The 14,277-nt window shown below is 45.5% G+C and carries 15 protein-coding genes and 1 tRNA gene; 1 reads left to right on the top strand and 15 read right to left on the bottom strand.

Annotated elements, in window-relative coordinates:
* Positions 1-70: 70 nt before the first annotated feature.
* The 7 genes from DW096_RS07420 to purU all read right to left on the bottom strand — a co-directional run bounded on the left by DW096_RS07420 (position 71) and on the right by purU (position 6,050).
* Positions 71-1,390 (bottom strand): aspartate kinase, encoded by a 1,320-nt coding sequence (locus tag DW096_RS07420; RefSeq protein ID WP_005831418.1) that lies wholly within the window; start codon positions 1,388-1,390, stop codon positions 71-73.
* Positions 1,391-1,513: 123 nt separating this feature from the next.
* Complete coding sequence (locus DW096_RS07415) at positions 1,514-2,221, bottom strand: cell division ATP-binding protein FtsE (RefSeq protein ID WP_165853712.1); 708 nt, start codon at positions 2,219-2,221, stop codon at positions 1,514-1,516.
* 23 nt (positions 2,222-2,244) lie between these two features.
* Positions 2,245-2,850: a bifunctional phosphoribosyl-AMP cyclohydrolase/phosphoribosyl-ATP diphosphatase HisIE gene (gene hisIE, locus DW096_RS07410; protein WP_009038209.1), complete on the bottom strand. Its 606-nt coding sequence runs from the start codon at positions 2,848-2,850 to the stop codon at positions 2,245-2,247.
* A 121-nt stretch (positions 2,851-2,971) separates the two neighbouring features.
* Complete coding sequence (hisF, locus tag DW096_RS07405) at positions 2,972-3,727, bottom strand: imidazole glycerol phosphate synthase subunit HisF (RefSeq protein WP_120028691.1); 756 nt, start codon at positions 3,725-3,727, stop codon at positions 2,972-2,974.
* Between the two features lie 42 nt (positions 3,728-3,769).
* Positions 3,770-4,492, bottom strand: a complete 723-nt coding sequence (hisA, locus tag DW096_RS07400; RefSeq protein WP_005831427.1) for a 1-(5-phosphoribosyl)-5-[(5-phosphoribosylamino)methylideneamino]imidazole-4-carboxamide isomerase — start codon at positions 4,490-4,492, stop codon at positions 3,770-3,772.
* 20 nt (positions 4,493-4,512) lie between these two features.
* On the bottom strand, positions 4,513-5,103 hold the full coding sequence (gene hisH / locus DW096_RS07395) for an imidazole glycerol phosphate synthase subunit HisH (protein WP_016274335.1): 591 nt from the start codon (positions 5,101-5,103) through the stop codon (positions 4,513-4,515).
* An 89-nt stretch (positions 5,104-5,192) separates the two neighbouring features.
* Positions 5,193-6,050, bottom strand: a complete 858-nt coding sequence (gene purU / locus DW096_RS07390) for a formyltetrahydrofolate deformylase (RefSeq protein ID WP_005831431.1) — start codon at positions 6,048-6,050, stop codon at positions 5,193-5,195.
* Between the two features lie 359 nt (positions 6,051-6,409).
* Here purU and DW096_RS07385 point away from each other — a divergent pair.
* Positions 6,410-6,483: transfer RNA gene (locus tag DW096_RS07385), tRNA-Asp, on the top strand.
* A gap of 666 nt (positions 6,484-7,149) precedes the next feature.
* Here DW096_RS07385 and DW096_RS07375 read toward each other — a convergent pair.
* The 8 genes from DW096_RS07375 to DW096_RS07340 form a co-directional block, all read right to left on the bottom strand.
* Positions 7,150-7,572: a GNAT family N-acetyltransferase gene (locus DW096_RS07375; protein ID WP_057089038.1), complete on the bottom strand. Its 423-nt coding sequence runs from the start codon at positions 7,570-7,572 to the stop codon at positions 7,150-7,152.
* Positions 7,573-7,636: 64 nt separating this feature from the next.
* A complete protein-coding gene (locus DW096_RS07370) occupies positions 7,637-8,215 on the bottom strand; it encodes a Crp/Fnr family transcriptional regulator (protein ID WP_057089040.1) in 579 nt (192 codons plus the stop codon).
* A 44-nt stretch (positions 8,216-8,259) separates the two neighbouring features.
* Positions 8,260-9,042, bottom strand: coding sequence for a Cof-type HAD-IIB family hydrolase (locus DW096_RS07365; RefSeq protein ID WP_118264325.1), 783 nt, complete (start codon positions 9,040-9,042; stop codon positions 8,260-8,262).
* 44 nt (positions 9,043-9,086) lie between these two features.
* Complete coding sequence (locus DW096_RS07360; RefSeq protein WP_016274303.1) at positions 9,087-9,986, bottom strand: AraC family transcriptional regulator; 900 nt, start codon at positions 9,984-9,986, stop codon at positions 9,087-9,089.
* A gap of 156 nt (positions 9,987-10,142) precedes the next feature.
* Positions 10,143-11,453: a DUF58 domain-containing protein gene (locus tag DW096_RS07355; protein WP_005831453.1), complete on the bottom strand. Its 1,311-nt coding sequence runs from the start codon at positions 11,451-11,453 to the stop codon at positions 10,143-10,145.
* Positions 11,450-12,424 carry a MoxR family ATPase gene (locus DW096_RS07350; RefSeq protein WP_005831454.1) on the bottom strand — a complete coding sequence of 325 codons (975 nt, stop codon included), beginning with the start codon at positions 12,422-12,424 and terminating at the stop codon, positions 11,450-11,452. The genes DW096_RS07355 and DW096_RS07350 overlap by 4 nt, the downstream gene beginning before the upstream one ends.
* 11 nt (positions 12,425-12,435) lie before the next feature.
* Positions 12,436-13,659, bottom strand: a complete 1,224-nt coding sequence (locus DW096_RS07345; RefSeq protein ID WP_117866752.1) for a DUF4350 domain-containing protein — start codon at positions 13,657-13,659, stop codon at positions 12,436-12,438.
* Positions 13,656-14,270, bottom strand: coding sequence for a DUF4129 domain-containing protein (locus DW096_RS07340; protein ID WP_009038199.1), 615 nt, complete (start codon positions 14,268-14,270; stop codon positions 13,656-13,658). Before DW096_RS07340 ends, DW096_RS07345 begins: the two co-directional genes overlap by 4 nt.
* Between the last annotated feature and the right edge of the window lie 7 nt (positions 14,271-14,277).

Here is a 14,277-nt window from a genome sequence, read left to right as displayed (position 1 = left end):
AGATTACACAAATAGGAAGCAAAAAGAATCTGCGTCATCTGTGTAATCTGCGTCTGAAAAATATCAAGAGTTATTCCTCATTGAACAGCGCATCACTGAGTGACTGCAACGCTGCCTTCTTGTCGCACTCGCGGATGAGGAAAGAAATATTATAGTTGCTACCACCGAAAGAAATCATACGTACCGGTATGTCGCGCATGGCATCCAATGCCTTGGCTTCGAAACCGACGTTTTCCCATTCGAGGTCGCCCACCACGCAGATGATGCACATGTCCTTGTCCACCGTCACTGTGCCATACTTCTTCAAGTCATCCAGAATTTCATTGAGATGCTTCACATTATCGATAGATACGGACACACCCACTTCTGAAGTACAAATCATATCGATGGAAGTCTGGTAGCTCTCGAATATCTCGAAAACCTTACGCAAGAATCCGTGAGCAAGCAACATGCGGCTGGATTTTATCTTGATGGCCGTAATGTTGTCCTTGGCAGCCACCGCCTTAATCTTACCCTTCTCCGTATCATTGGAAATCAGCGTACCCGGAGCAGTGGGGTCCATCGTATTGAGCAGACGGACGGGGATATTGGCATACTTGGCAGGCTGGATGCAGGTAGGGTGCAGAATCTTGGCACCGAAGTATGCCAGCTCGGCGGCCTCTTCGAAATGCAGATGACGCACCGGCGCAGTCTTGTCCACAATACGGGGGTCGTTGTTGTGCATGCCGTCGATATCCGTCCAAATCTGGATTTCGGAAGCGTTGATGGCAGCACCAATCAGCGAAGCCGTATAGTCGCTTCCGCCACGCTGCAGATTGTCTATCTCGCCGTAGGCGTTGCGGCAGATGTACCCCTGAGTGATATAAATCTCAGCATCCGGATGCAGTTCCAGCTGAACCTGGAGCTTGTCCTTGATATAGACCGGATCGGGCTCGGCATTCTTGTCCGTACGCATGTATTCTAAAGCCGGAAGCAACACAGACTTCACGCCGCATTCCTGCAGATAGTAGTTCATCATGGCGGTGGAAATCAACTCGCCCTGAGCCAACACCACTTTCTCCTCAAACAGAGTGAAGAGGTCTTTGGTATAAGAACGGATATAGTCAAAATGTGATTTGATGAGTTCCAGGCCTTTCTGTTTATACTCCGGAGTAGCAAAGAGTTCATCAATGTGCTGGCGATATTTACTTTCCAGCTTGTTGATAATCTCGTTGGCACCTTCCGGATTCTTCTTGTACAGATAGTCCGAAATCTCAACCAATGTGTTTGTGGTACCCGACATGGCAGAGAGAACCACAATCTTACGTTCACCATCGGTAATCAATTTGGCCACTTCCTTCATTCGCTGAGCCGAACCTACTGAAGTACCTCCAAACTTTAAAACTTTCATTTTCGTTCCTGTATTAATTAGTTTATAGTTACAAGCTACGAGCTACAAGTAGGCAGCTGCGGAGCTTTATCGTTAATTTCTGTTCTTTATAAGAATCAGTAGTTAGAGATAACTACTTAACTACTAATCATTGGTTATTGCAGGGGCGTATTCTGCTGTAACATCAGTCATCAGATGGTCTGCGCACCGGTACACCTTGCCGGGACACTCTCGCAGCAGCTGCAGGTTGTGCGTGGTCATCACCACCAGTGCGCCGGCTTCACTGATGCCGTGCAGAAGTTCTGCAATGGCATGTCCGGTTTCCGAATCCAGGTTTCCGGTAGGCTCATCCGCAAGGATTATCTCCGGAGAGTTGAGCACTGCACGCGCAATCACAATGCGCTGTTGCTCACCACCCGACAGTTCATTAGGCAGCTTATATCCTTTGTTGCTCATCCCCACCAGGTTCAACACCTCTTCTATTTTGTCCTTAATCTCCCCTTTGCTCTTCCAACCGGTAGCACGGAGAACAAATTCAAGGTTGTCGTACACCGTACGGTCTGTCAGCAACTGGAAGTCCTGGAATACGATTCCCAGCTTGCGGCGCAACTGCGGGATGTGCTTACGCTTAATATGGAGCATGTCATACCCCAATACTTCAGCCTCGCCCGATGCAATATCCAGTTCGCCATAGAAAGTCTTGAGCAGGCTCGTCTTGCCGGAGCCCACTTTACCTACCAGGTACACGAACTCCCCTTTGTGAAGTTCCAAATTCACATCGTTCAGTACGCACAACTCCTGCTGGTGTATCTCTACGTCCGTATATCTTATCAGCGCCTCGCCCACCCCCATTTTAATTATTAATTTTTAATTACTTAATGTTTCTTCCACGTCGCACTGTGACGTTCCTCCAATTCACGCGCAAGGTCTTCAATGCGGTATCCTTTGGATGTGAGCAGCACGATGAGGTGATACAACAAATCAGCTCCTTCATAAATCAGGCGTTCGTCCGTACCGTTGCAAGCCTCAATGACGGTTTCCACAGCCTCTTCGCCTACCTTCTGTGCCATTTTGTTGATACCGGACTGGAAAAGACTGGTCGTATAGGAACCTTCGGGCATTTCATCATAACGCTTACAGATGAAATCCTGAAGAAGCTTTAGAAACATAACCGGCTGTTCGTTCTTCTCACCCCAGCAAGTATCTGTACCGGTATGGCAAACCGGGCCTACGGGATGTACCTGCACCAGTAACGTATCCCGGTCACAGTCTTCCTTCATGGAAACCACATTCAGGAAGTTGCCACTCTCCTCGCCTTTCGTCCAAAGACGGTTCTTGGTACGGCTGAAGAAAGTCACCTTTCCTGTTTCCACCGTCTTGTCATAAGCCTCCTTGTTCATGAAACCAAGCATCAGCACCTTAGCGGTATCTGCATCTTGTATAATCGCCGGAACGAGTCCGTTCATCTTGTCAAAATCCATTCTATTTACGATTTAGCTATTTACTATTTACGATTGATATTACTTTAAGTGACTGGAGACTTATGATTTGCTTGAGTAATCCCAATCGTAAATCGTAAATCGTCCAATCGTAAACTCACCTTCATCTTCTCATCGCAATTCCTTGGGCACAAAGATACGATTTTAATTCGGGAATTTTGATTTCTCCGAAATGAAAAACACTGGCTGCCAAGGCAGCATCTGCTTTTCCCTGCAAAAAGACGTCACGAAAATGCTCTTTGGCACCTGCCCCTCCCGATGCAATGATGGGGATGGACAATCCGTCGGCAAGGCTGGAAAGCGCTTCATTGGCATAACCGGTCTTGACACCGTCGTGATTCATGCTGGTGAACAATATCTCGCCCGCGCCACGTTCCTGGGCTTCTTTTGTCCACGCAAACAGTTCCTTATCCGTTTCCACACGGCCACCGTTCAAGTAGCACCACCATCCCTTCTCTGTCTGTTTGGCATCAACGGCCAGTACGCAAACCTGAGAACCGAAGTTCTTCGCAATCTCGTCTATCAATCCGGGACGGCGGATAGCAGAGGAATTGATGGAGATTTTATCGGCACCTGCATGCAGTAGCCTATCCACGTCACCCAGTTCATGAATGCCTCCACCTACTGTAAAAGGAATGCTGATATTCGCAGCTATACGTTTCACCAATTCAGTGAAAGTCTTACGGCCTTCAAAACTAGCTGTGATGTCGAGAAAAACCAGTTCGTCGGCACCCTGCTCACTATAAACACGCGCCAGTTCTACCGGGTCGCCCGCCTGGCGGAGGTTCACGAAATTGGTACCTTTCACGGTCTGCCCATCTTTAATGTCGAGGCAAGGAATGATTCTTTTTGCTAACACGGCGGTTTGAGTTATAAGTTATAAGTGATTAATTTTCAACTTTCAACTAACAAAGTTTTCCAACTCTTTGAAGGTGATGCGGCCTTCGTACAGAGCCTTACCGAAAATAACGGCAGGTATGCCGACAACTTCCAAATGGCGTATATCATCGGCACAGCTTACGCCTCCACTGGCTATCAGATAGAGTTCAGGATGGTGCTCCAGTATCTCCTTATACAACGCTATCGATGGTCCTTGCAGCATTCCGTCACAACTGATATCAGTACAGATAACCTTACGGACCCCCTTCTCTACATAGTCTTTCAAGAACGGAAACAGTTCGCAGCCACTCTCATCCTTCCAACCATTGACGGCTATTTTATGCTCTTTCACATCAGCACCAAGAATAATCTTCTCGGAGCCATACATTTGAAGCCACTTACAGAACAATTCGGGATTCTTCACAGCAATGCTGCCGCCGGTCACCATCTGCGCACCGTTCTCAAAAGCTATCACCAAATCTTCATCACTCTTCACCCCACCTCCAAAATCAATAATAAGAGACGTACGCACAGCTATCTGTTCCAACGTGCGGTAGTTTACCACATGATGGGAAGCCGCACCGTCCAAATCGACCACATGAAGTCTACGGATACCATGAGCCTCCAGCTCCAGGGCCACTTCCACAGGATTTTCGTTGTACACCTTCTTGCTGTCATAATCGCCTTGGGAAAGGCGTACACATTTTCCGTCAATAATGTCAATAGCGGGAATCAGTTCTATCATTTTATTTACGATTTGACGATTTACAGTTCCAGGAAATTCCGCAAAATACGCTCTCCCACACTTCCACTCTTTTCCGGATGGAACTGTGTGGCGTAGTAATTGTCTTTATGCAAAGCGGCACTGAACGGATGAATGTAATCCGTCACGGCTGCCGTACAATCATTGACTGGCACATAGAAACTATGTACGAAATAGACAAACTCTTCTTTAGTAAAGCCTTTAAAAAGTCCGCTATTCGTCCGGGCAATGGTATTCCATCCCATATGAGGTACTTTATCCTCGTGCCTCTGCGAAATGAAACGTTTTACGTCAGTATCAAAAATCCCCAGGCAATCCACGTCTCCCTCTTCAGAGTGGCGGCACATCAACTGCATGCCCAGGCAAATGCCCAGCACCGGCTGACGCAACTCTTTTATCAGCCGATCCATACCACCGGCACGCAAAAAGCTCATCGTAGTTTCCGCCTCTCCCACACCGGGAAAGATAACCTTATCGGCAGCACGCAGCACAGCCTCATCCGCCGTAATCACCGCCTCTATCCCCAAGCGCTTCAAAGCATAATCCACCGAGCGGATATTGCCTGCATTATATTTGATAACTGCAACTTTCATTTTTTTAATTGAGAATTGACCATTGAAAGGTAATAATTGAAAGGTAATGACAAGTTCCCCACCATCAACTATCAATTATCAACTATCAACTAATTAAATATTACCGTTTTGTTCTTATATGCCAACACCTTGCGTTCAATATGCTTCTGAACAGCACGAGAAAGCACAATCTTTTCCAAGTCCTTACCCTTGTTCACCAAATCCTGCACAGTGTCCTTGTGTGTAATACGCACCACATCCTGCTCTATGATGGGACCGGCATCCAACTCTGTGGTAACATAGTGGCTGGTAGCTCCAATAATCTTCACTCCACGTTCAAACGCAGCATGATAGGGCTTCGCTCCCACAAATGCCGGAAGGAAAGAGTGATGAATGTTGATTATCCTATTGGGATAAGCGTTTATCATTTGCTCGGAAATGACCTGCATGTAGCGCGCCAGCACTATGAAAGTTATCTTATGCTTTGCCAGTAACTCCATTTCCTTCTTCTCTTGTTCCTCCTTTGTCTCTTTGGTAATGGGGAAAAGATGGAAAGGAATACCGAAACGCTCGGCCACGTGCTGCAAATCGGGATGATTGCTTATAATAAGAGGTATCTCCACATTCCACTCACCAGCGGTGTAACGCGCCAACAAGTCGAACAAGCAATGGGACATCTTTGAAACAAAGATAGCCATACGCGGTTTTGTATCGGAGAAATAGAGACGGAAATTCATCTCATATTTCTGTGCATACAAAGTGGCAAAATAATCCTCAATCTTTTCCTGAGGCACCAGAAAATCTTTCAATTCCCATTCAATACGCATAAAAAAGATATTCTCTACATGGTCTACATACTGATCCAAATAGATAATATTACCTTTATTCACCGTTATAAAGTCTGTTACTTCTGCCAATATGCCTGGTTTGTCAGGGCAGTGTAGCAACAGTTTGGCTGTTTTCATCATCCTAAAATGTTTTTTATCATTTTTCAAATTACAACATTCTCGTTTTGAGTTCGCAAAAATAACGATTTATTGCAAAACAACGAACTTTTCGAGCAAGAAGTTTAAAACAAGCTCCGAAATGTTTCGTTTTCTCCAGGAAAGGTTTTCATATCAAGAATAAAACAGTGCATAAACGTATTTCTAAACAGTTGTTAAATTTACTTTTCTCTTATTTTTCCAATCTTCTCAATATGAGGATATAAAGCAAATACAGCACAAAACGCTTGGAAAAAAGTTCGCCATAGCTATTGCAGATATCAAAGAAATGCCTACCTTTGCAACCGCAATCAAGAGAGATAGCAACGAAAGAATGAAATAATGGTGCGTTAGTTGAGTTGGTTAGAATACATGCCTGTCACGCATGGGGTCACGGGTTCGAGTCCCGTACGCACCGCGAAAGCAAATAGCAAATTAAAGCAAAGCTCTGAAATTCAAGGATTTCAGAGCTTTTTCTTTTTCTCGCTCCGGCAAAAATGGGGACCCGAAATATCCGGTGCATAAGCAATTTTCGAGTTTCAGCTTTCTCAGACTTACATCACAAGAATAAGAAACTGAGCAGCAATGAATGGGCAGACCGTCCTCCGGATAGGGACAAAACTGGAAGAAGGTATAGGCAGAATCCACGTATGTCCCATGCTTTTTATTATGAAGGTTCATGTAAACCCTCGTCCCACGCACGTGGGCTCAACGGTTCACGCAGGCAAACCGGCGAGCACACATGCGTGGGACGAAGTTTTGTAATAAGGTTTCGGGAATTATGCGCCAAGCTTCTCTGCATTACACACAGGACATGAAGGGAAAAAGTGCCCATATACGGGGAGCAAAAGCCATACTTCCGGCACTATAGACAACGGAGTTCGCCCCTTAATCACCATATTTGCACAAAGAAAACGGAAAATAAGCCCGAAATAGACATTAACAAATGTTATTTATTATAAACGAGAAACGAAAAAAAACACGTGGTTAAATTCTTGCTGTCAGATAGTTAAAACCGAATATGAGAAGAAAAAGTAGTGCTGGCAAAAATGATGATTTTTAAAATCGGGGTCTGACTTACGAACTACAACTGCATGTGTAAAATAGGATATTCTTTACCTTCTCCGTCCAAATCAGACCTTTTGTATACGTTAAAGCCTATATATTTATAAAAACCGACAGCTTGAATATTCTGCTCGTTCACATCGACTTTCGTTACCTGCAAATGATTTATGGCATAAGTAACCAGTTTTTTCCCAATTCCTGTGCCTCGATAATTATTGTCAATAAACAACATTTCAAGATTTCCTTCTGCAATTCCCATAAATCCGATTAAGATTCCCTCCTGTTCAAATCCGAATAGAGTGACATACTGAAAATATACCGGAAGCTGTTCCTTATAGTACAGAAAATCTTCCTCTTTAAGAAAATCATGTGTACTCAATACTGCACTTTCCCAAATTTCTATCAAACGTGGATAATCCGTAACTTTAATTTTTCTAATCATAATTGTAATTGCTATTTAAAGCCGCAAAGTTCGGAACTTATACATTCAATACACTGAACCCAGGTTAAAAAACACGTTTACGGATTCTGCTTAGTGCTTGCGGCGTGATACCCAAATAAGAAGCTATATCTTTGAGTGGGATATAGTTTAATGTAATGCCATATTCTTCAATCATCTGTAGATAATACTGTTCAGGAGAATATTTAATCAAGTCGATATTTCTTTTCAAGAGCTTATTCAGTAGTATGGCATTCAAATCTTCAAATACGGTTTTCACCTTAGGAATAGCAGTATACAGTTCATCTACTCGCTTCTTGTCTATTCGGTAAATAACGCTATCTACAATTGTCTGCACATTAAATGCAGATTTTGTTTGTAAGGTAAAAGATATGTTCGACATTGAAAACGTACCTTCTTTACAAAACCAAAAAATCTGCTCTTCCCCTTTATGATTCAAAAGCCAACAACGTAACATCCCATCATAAACGAAATAACTATATCTTTCTATTTCTCCTTCCTTAATCAAAAATGTATCTTTACCAATCAATATCCGCTCAAAATATCGGTCAAATAACTTAGATTCCTCCAAATTAAAAGTATTGATGCTAAAATTAAATTCTTTAAGCAGTTTTTCTAAAAGCATAATATTCACTGACTATAGTTTTCATAAGTTTTGACAGCCGATTTTTATTCCACAATACCAAAATGAACCAGAGCGTTCCGGATACCATGCTCATCCACCGTCTCCGTTATATAATCGGCAACGCTTTTCACAGCCTCGGAAGCTCCTCCCATAGCTATTCCCATCCCGGCTGCACGAATCATGGAAATATCATTCCCGCCATCACCAAAAGCGATGGTTCTTGAAACATCAAATCCATAATAGGAAGCAAACTCATTGATACCCATAGCCTTGTTTACTCCCGCCACATTGACATCCGCAAAGAAAGGGTTCCATCTGGAAACAGAAAGTCCGGGAAGTTGTGCCATTACTTCTTTTTCCATTTCTTCATCACAATATATGCATAACTGACAACATTCGCCTCCCATAAACTCTTTTTCGATGTTTGCCACCGGCGGTGTAGGGTGATTGACCAGCCTGGCCAATTCGATGACGGTCGGGTTGAGTTCGTTGACAAAAATACCTTTATTCGTTTCGATAGCCAGAGCAAACCCATAATGTTGAGCCAATACCAGTACCCTCTGAAAATCCTTTTCGGGAATCTGTTTACGAGATATAGGAGTGCCATCTCTCAGTACACAATCGGACCCATTCAAAGCTATCACTGCATCGTATGGAATCTCTTCAAGTTCGTGAAGATCGGTAAACGCCCTCCCAGTTGCTATTATGATTTTTATACCGGATTCATGAACTTGCTGCAACGCTTCGATAGCCGACTGCGGAACGCGGTGAGTGTCGAAACTCACCAATGTTCCGTCTACATCTAAAAATATAGCTTTGGTCTCCATTATAAAATATTTTGGTCTAATAAATTCATTCTATCTGCATCATCTCAATTTTGTGAATATCTATATTCATTCGGTGCAACTCCCGTTGCTTTCTTAAACACCAGACTGAAATATTGCACACTCGGATAGCCCAGCCGACGCGCTACGGCAGCAGGTGTATTACCACCTTCCGATAACATTTTCTTGGCCGTGTACAAGCATTTGAACTGGAAGTATTCAGCCAATGTCTTACCCGTCTCAAACCTCAGCAAATCATCAAAGTAAGCCGTCGAAAGATTCAGTTTTTCGGCACAGCATCCGGAAGTGGGCAGCTTCCCCTCCTGCAACTTTCCGGAAGTGATATACTCGTCCAATATCCCTTCCATTTTCCCCAGAATCATCTTGTTCTTATTCTCACGGGTGATGAATTGCCGCTCATAGTAACGTGAGCAATAATCCAGCAGCAATTCGATGTGACGGGACAAGATGGTATTGCTATGCATATCAATGGAATGATGAAGTTCATCATCAATATTCTCAAGGCAACACGTCACTTTGGCCGTTTCGCGCTGTGACAGATGCAACGCCTCCTCCTTGCGGTAGAAAAAGAAAGTATAGTTGTCGATATGATTCTTTAACGTAGTACAAAGCAATAAATCGGGATGAAATGCCAGCAGCCAACCTTTGTCCGGAAGCGTATTGTTCTTGTTCATCCGGAATATCTCGCCGGGAGTAAGAAATACCATCGTAGCATTGGAATAATCATAATATTTCCGTCCGCAGCAGTCACAATCCCCTTCACAGTCCTCAATCAGTAGGATGGCATAGAATTCAAACTTCACAGCATCCTGATACACACTAGGATTTTCCAGATTAATAATGCTTACCTGAGGATGCAACGTTTTACATCCCAGGCACCGGTTACATTCACATACGGTCTTTATGTCCAATGTATTGTCTTTCATCACCTATAAAGTCATTCTCATTATTGTAACTTCAGATATATAAAATCTTAAGGATATGTTTTCCACACCTTCACAATATACCAATTACAAAATTAGAGGAAAATCCAGACATCTTCACTACCCTTATTACGGATTATATAACCTTAGTTACTGTTTTTATATCTGGCTACGTGACTTCATCTCCAGATACTTGTTTATCACGTCCACAGAAAGATTTTCCGGTGTAGTCAGTACAGAACTGATGCCGTGCTGCTTCAAGGTGGAGACTATCAGCCGTTTCTCGAATACAAATTTCTCGGCAATGACATGGCGGTAATACCCTTCCGTATCCCTCGCAGGAGTGGCGACGTACTCTTTCAGAGCGGCATCTTCGAAGAAGATGACCAGCAACCGGTGCTGGCGGTTCAACTGCTGCAAATAAGCCAACTGGCGATTCAAGCTGCCGATGCCGGAAAAATTGGTATACAGCACCAAAAGACTGCGTTTGTTGACGCGCTTGTTCAAATGTACGCACAATGAGGAAAAGTCGGTCTCCCCAAAAGTAGTCTGCTGGCTGTAAAGGTTCTCCAATAACGCCTGCATTTGTCCGGGCTGTCGGGAGGCGGGGATAAATGTATCAAAGTGCTCATTAAACGTTACCAGTCCGGCTTTATCCTCCTTCCGCATGACAACGTACGAAAGAACCAGGGAGGCATTAATAGCATAGTCCAGCAAGGTCATCCCGCGAAATGCCTGCTGCATAATCCGCCCCTTGTCTATCACGTTATAGATTTGCTGGGAACGCTCGTCTTGATAGACATTTACCATAAGTTCGTGCCTCCGGGCGCTTGCTTTCCAGTTTATCGTGCGGTAATCGTCGCCTTTCACATACTCCTTTATCTGTTCGAACTCCGTATGATGCCCCACCCTGCGGATACGTTTGATGCCCAATTCCGTCAAGTTGTCGCTGATAGCAAGCAACTCATACCGATGGAGCATCAGATAGGACGGATATACCTTGACATCCAGCGGAGCATCGCAAGTATATCTGCGGGAAAGCAATCCCATTCTGCCTGCCACAAACACCCGAATCCGTCCGAAAGAGTAAATCCCCCGCCGCGTAGGACGCAGATGATACGTAATCGTCCTGCCCTCATTCGCCTGGAGCCTCATCCGGAAATCAATATTCCGCAACTGGAATGCAAAAGGAATCTCATCCACCACTTCCACAGCCACCGGATGCGGATAACTGCTCTCCACACGTATGTTCACGGTGTTTTCATCTCCGTTGGAGAAGCGGGTAGCACACTGGCGGAATGCCCGGATGCCGCGAATGCGATAGAGCATCACCCCATCCACCAGCGCCGACACCGCCAAAACAAAAAGCGCCCACTGCCCGATTGCAAAGAATGGAGCAAAGACGTACCCGATACCCATCAGCAGGACTATCAGAACAAGAGCAATATAGAATCGGCGGCCTAATCTCATTTCGGCACTTCCACCTTATCAATCAGACGTTGCGTCACCTTTACCGGCGAATAGCCTTCCATCTCGGCTTCCGCTGTCAATATCAAGCGATGCTGAAGCACATACGGAGCAACGAACTTAATATCCTCCGGTGTCACAAAGTCACGTCCCTGCAACAGTGCATATGCCTTGGAGGCCTGCATCATTGCCACGGACGCACGCGGAGAAGCTCCTAAATATACAGCCTTGCTGGTACGCGTCTGCTGTACAATCAACGCGATGTACTGAAGCAGCGTGCGGTCTACAAACACGTGTTCCATCAGCCTGCGCAACGAAAGCAGTTCTTCTTTTGTGAGCACGGGCGCCAGGCTCTCCAACTTCACCAACGAAGCATTGGCGTGGTGGCGCTCCAGGATGTCCACCTCCTCCTCCAATGAGGGATATCCCATGGTTATTTTCATCAGGAAGCGGTCCAGTTGCGCTTCAGGCAACTTATAAGTCCCCTCCTGCTCCACCGGATTCTGGGTTGCCAGAATCGTATAGAGTTCTCCCATCTGATGCGTGGTACCGTCAATGCTGACCTGCCGTTCTTCCATAACCTCGAACAAGGCTGCCTGCGTCTTGGCGGGAGCGCGGTTTATCTCGTCCACCAGCACGAGGTCGGCAAACACCGGTCCTTGATGAAAGTCAAAGTCATTGGTTTTCATGTTGAAGACCGTAGTACCCAACACGTCACTCGGCATCAAGTCCGGAGTAAACTGAATGCGGCTGAAGTCCGCCTTAATCAAGCGTGCCACCAGACGGGCAAGCAGTGTCTTTGCCACCCCCGGCACTCCCTCCAGCAACACATGACCGTTTGCCAGGACAACCGTCAGCACCAGGTCCACCGTCTGCTCCTGCCCCACTATGACCGTAGCAATCCGGTCCTTCAACGCTTGTATCTTCTCGGAAAAGAGAGTCAAGTCCACCCGTTTTTCTGTGTTCTCTTCCATAAATATCTTCTTTATATATGATTGATTATTTCATTCATTCTATCAATAAGCCGTTTCATCTCTTCCTCAGAGATACTGCGCCCTCCGTACACCACCGGCCTCACCTCGCGGATGAACGCGGCTATTTCCCCCGCTTCCATACCCGTCTTCCGGGCAATCCTGCCGAAAGAGCGCTCATCCTCTGCCACTTCCTCCACATCCACTTGTATTTCCCTCCTCAGTTCCTCCGCAAAATAGAGATATTTCTTGCGGACTAAGTCAGCATGGTCCTTCTTCTGATAATAAAGAGTACCTATCAACTCTGCAAACTCCAAAGACTTATTTTCCGGTTCGCGGATAACCGGAATGGCGCGCTGCTTCCTGCGGGCTGTAAATATCATAAAGAGCAGGATGGAAACCATACTCAAGTACAATGCCCAGCGAAGCGGCGGCTGCGAAAGGAAATAGCGAAAAGGAGACATCTGTACCTGGGCTGTTTCTTTCATATAGCCTTCGGTACGGACAATGGGAAATCCACCCATCTGGGACAATATACGAAAAAGATAAGCCGCATTCTTCCCATCCAGCACACCATAGTTCGTAAAAAGCAGGGGAGTGGAAGCCAGTATAACTTCCCCCTTTCCCCAAGAAACCGACATGGCAACCGGATGAGCAGCTTCTCCGGTAACAGTTTTTTCCGCCAACACTTTACTAGAAATGGAATCTGCAAAGAAATAAGACTGACAAAGTTGGGGATAGAAACAGAAAGTCTGCTGCGGATAAACCGCCGAATCCCCCACCCAGCACAAACTGTCTTTCGAAAGCAATGCAGTGGCATATTTTTTCAAAGCCGACGGACTGAAATAGGAATAGCTGCACTCAAATCCCAGCGTATCTTTCAAAATACGGCTGAAAGAGCTCCCCGCCAGCATAATCCGGTCTCCCCGTCCCGCCATCTTCAACATCGCCTCCACATCTACATCCGTCAAATGCAGGTTATCGGTAACAACCAGTATTCCGCGGCGGAGCGTCGTATCTTCCTGCTCCAGTTCATAAAAAGTCTTTCTCGACAACGAATATCCCTTCGGCAACGATGAAGACAGCAGGCTATCGAACACGGCACAGCCGAACGGTTGCTTGTCATAATGGCTGAACGTAGGGTTCCAGACAAACTTCTTTGGCAGACGGCACTCTATCGCAAACATCAACACCAGAAAAACAATGATACCGGCTATAAACCAATGGTTCCCCTTCATGCCGCCCCTCCTTTCTCCACTTCTTTCTGCAAATCCCGCATCGCATGGAACAAAGTTTCGGTCGCTTCAAAATTTCCGTAACGTACTCGTAGAAAATGGTTGGTCATTTGGCGGAAAGCTGGCAGACGGACTTCATAGATATATTGTGTTGGCGTTTTATATAACTGCCAGTCTATACGTTTTCCATCGCTGAGCTGTTTCAGCGTCTGCAGATAGAGCAAACGCACCGCCTCCCGATAATCCGTCCGGGCAAGCGCATCGGCAATTCTTTCCGCAAAATCCACTCCATAGATGGTGTCCTCCCCCACTGTATAGGGCAGGGTACTCTTGCGCGAACGCATGAACAGTTCCGGACGCTTCTTGTACACAAACCAAATGACCAATACCAGGATAAGAACGGCAATGCATATCAATACGACCTCCGAATATTCTGCCACCAACGTATTCCCGAATATCTTGTCCAGCAGCTTGCCGAACCATCTGCTGAACCACTCAAGTACATTAATTTCGGGAGCTATCAACTCACGACTGTAAGCAAACGCCGGGTCAGACTGCCAAGCGGCAACCTGTGCAGTATCACAAACCAGTGTATCAGCCGGAGCCATATTCATAGTCCGT

Origin of the sequence: Bacteroides sp. AM07-18 (assembly GCF_003602695.1) — a bacterium.
GTDB lineage: Bacteria > Bacteroidota > Bacteroidia > Bacteroidales > Bacteroidaceae > Bacteroides > Bacteroides uniformis.
The sequence above is the reverse complement of the archived record's forward strand: the minus strand, read 5'-3'. Positions and strand labels throughout refer to the sequence as shown.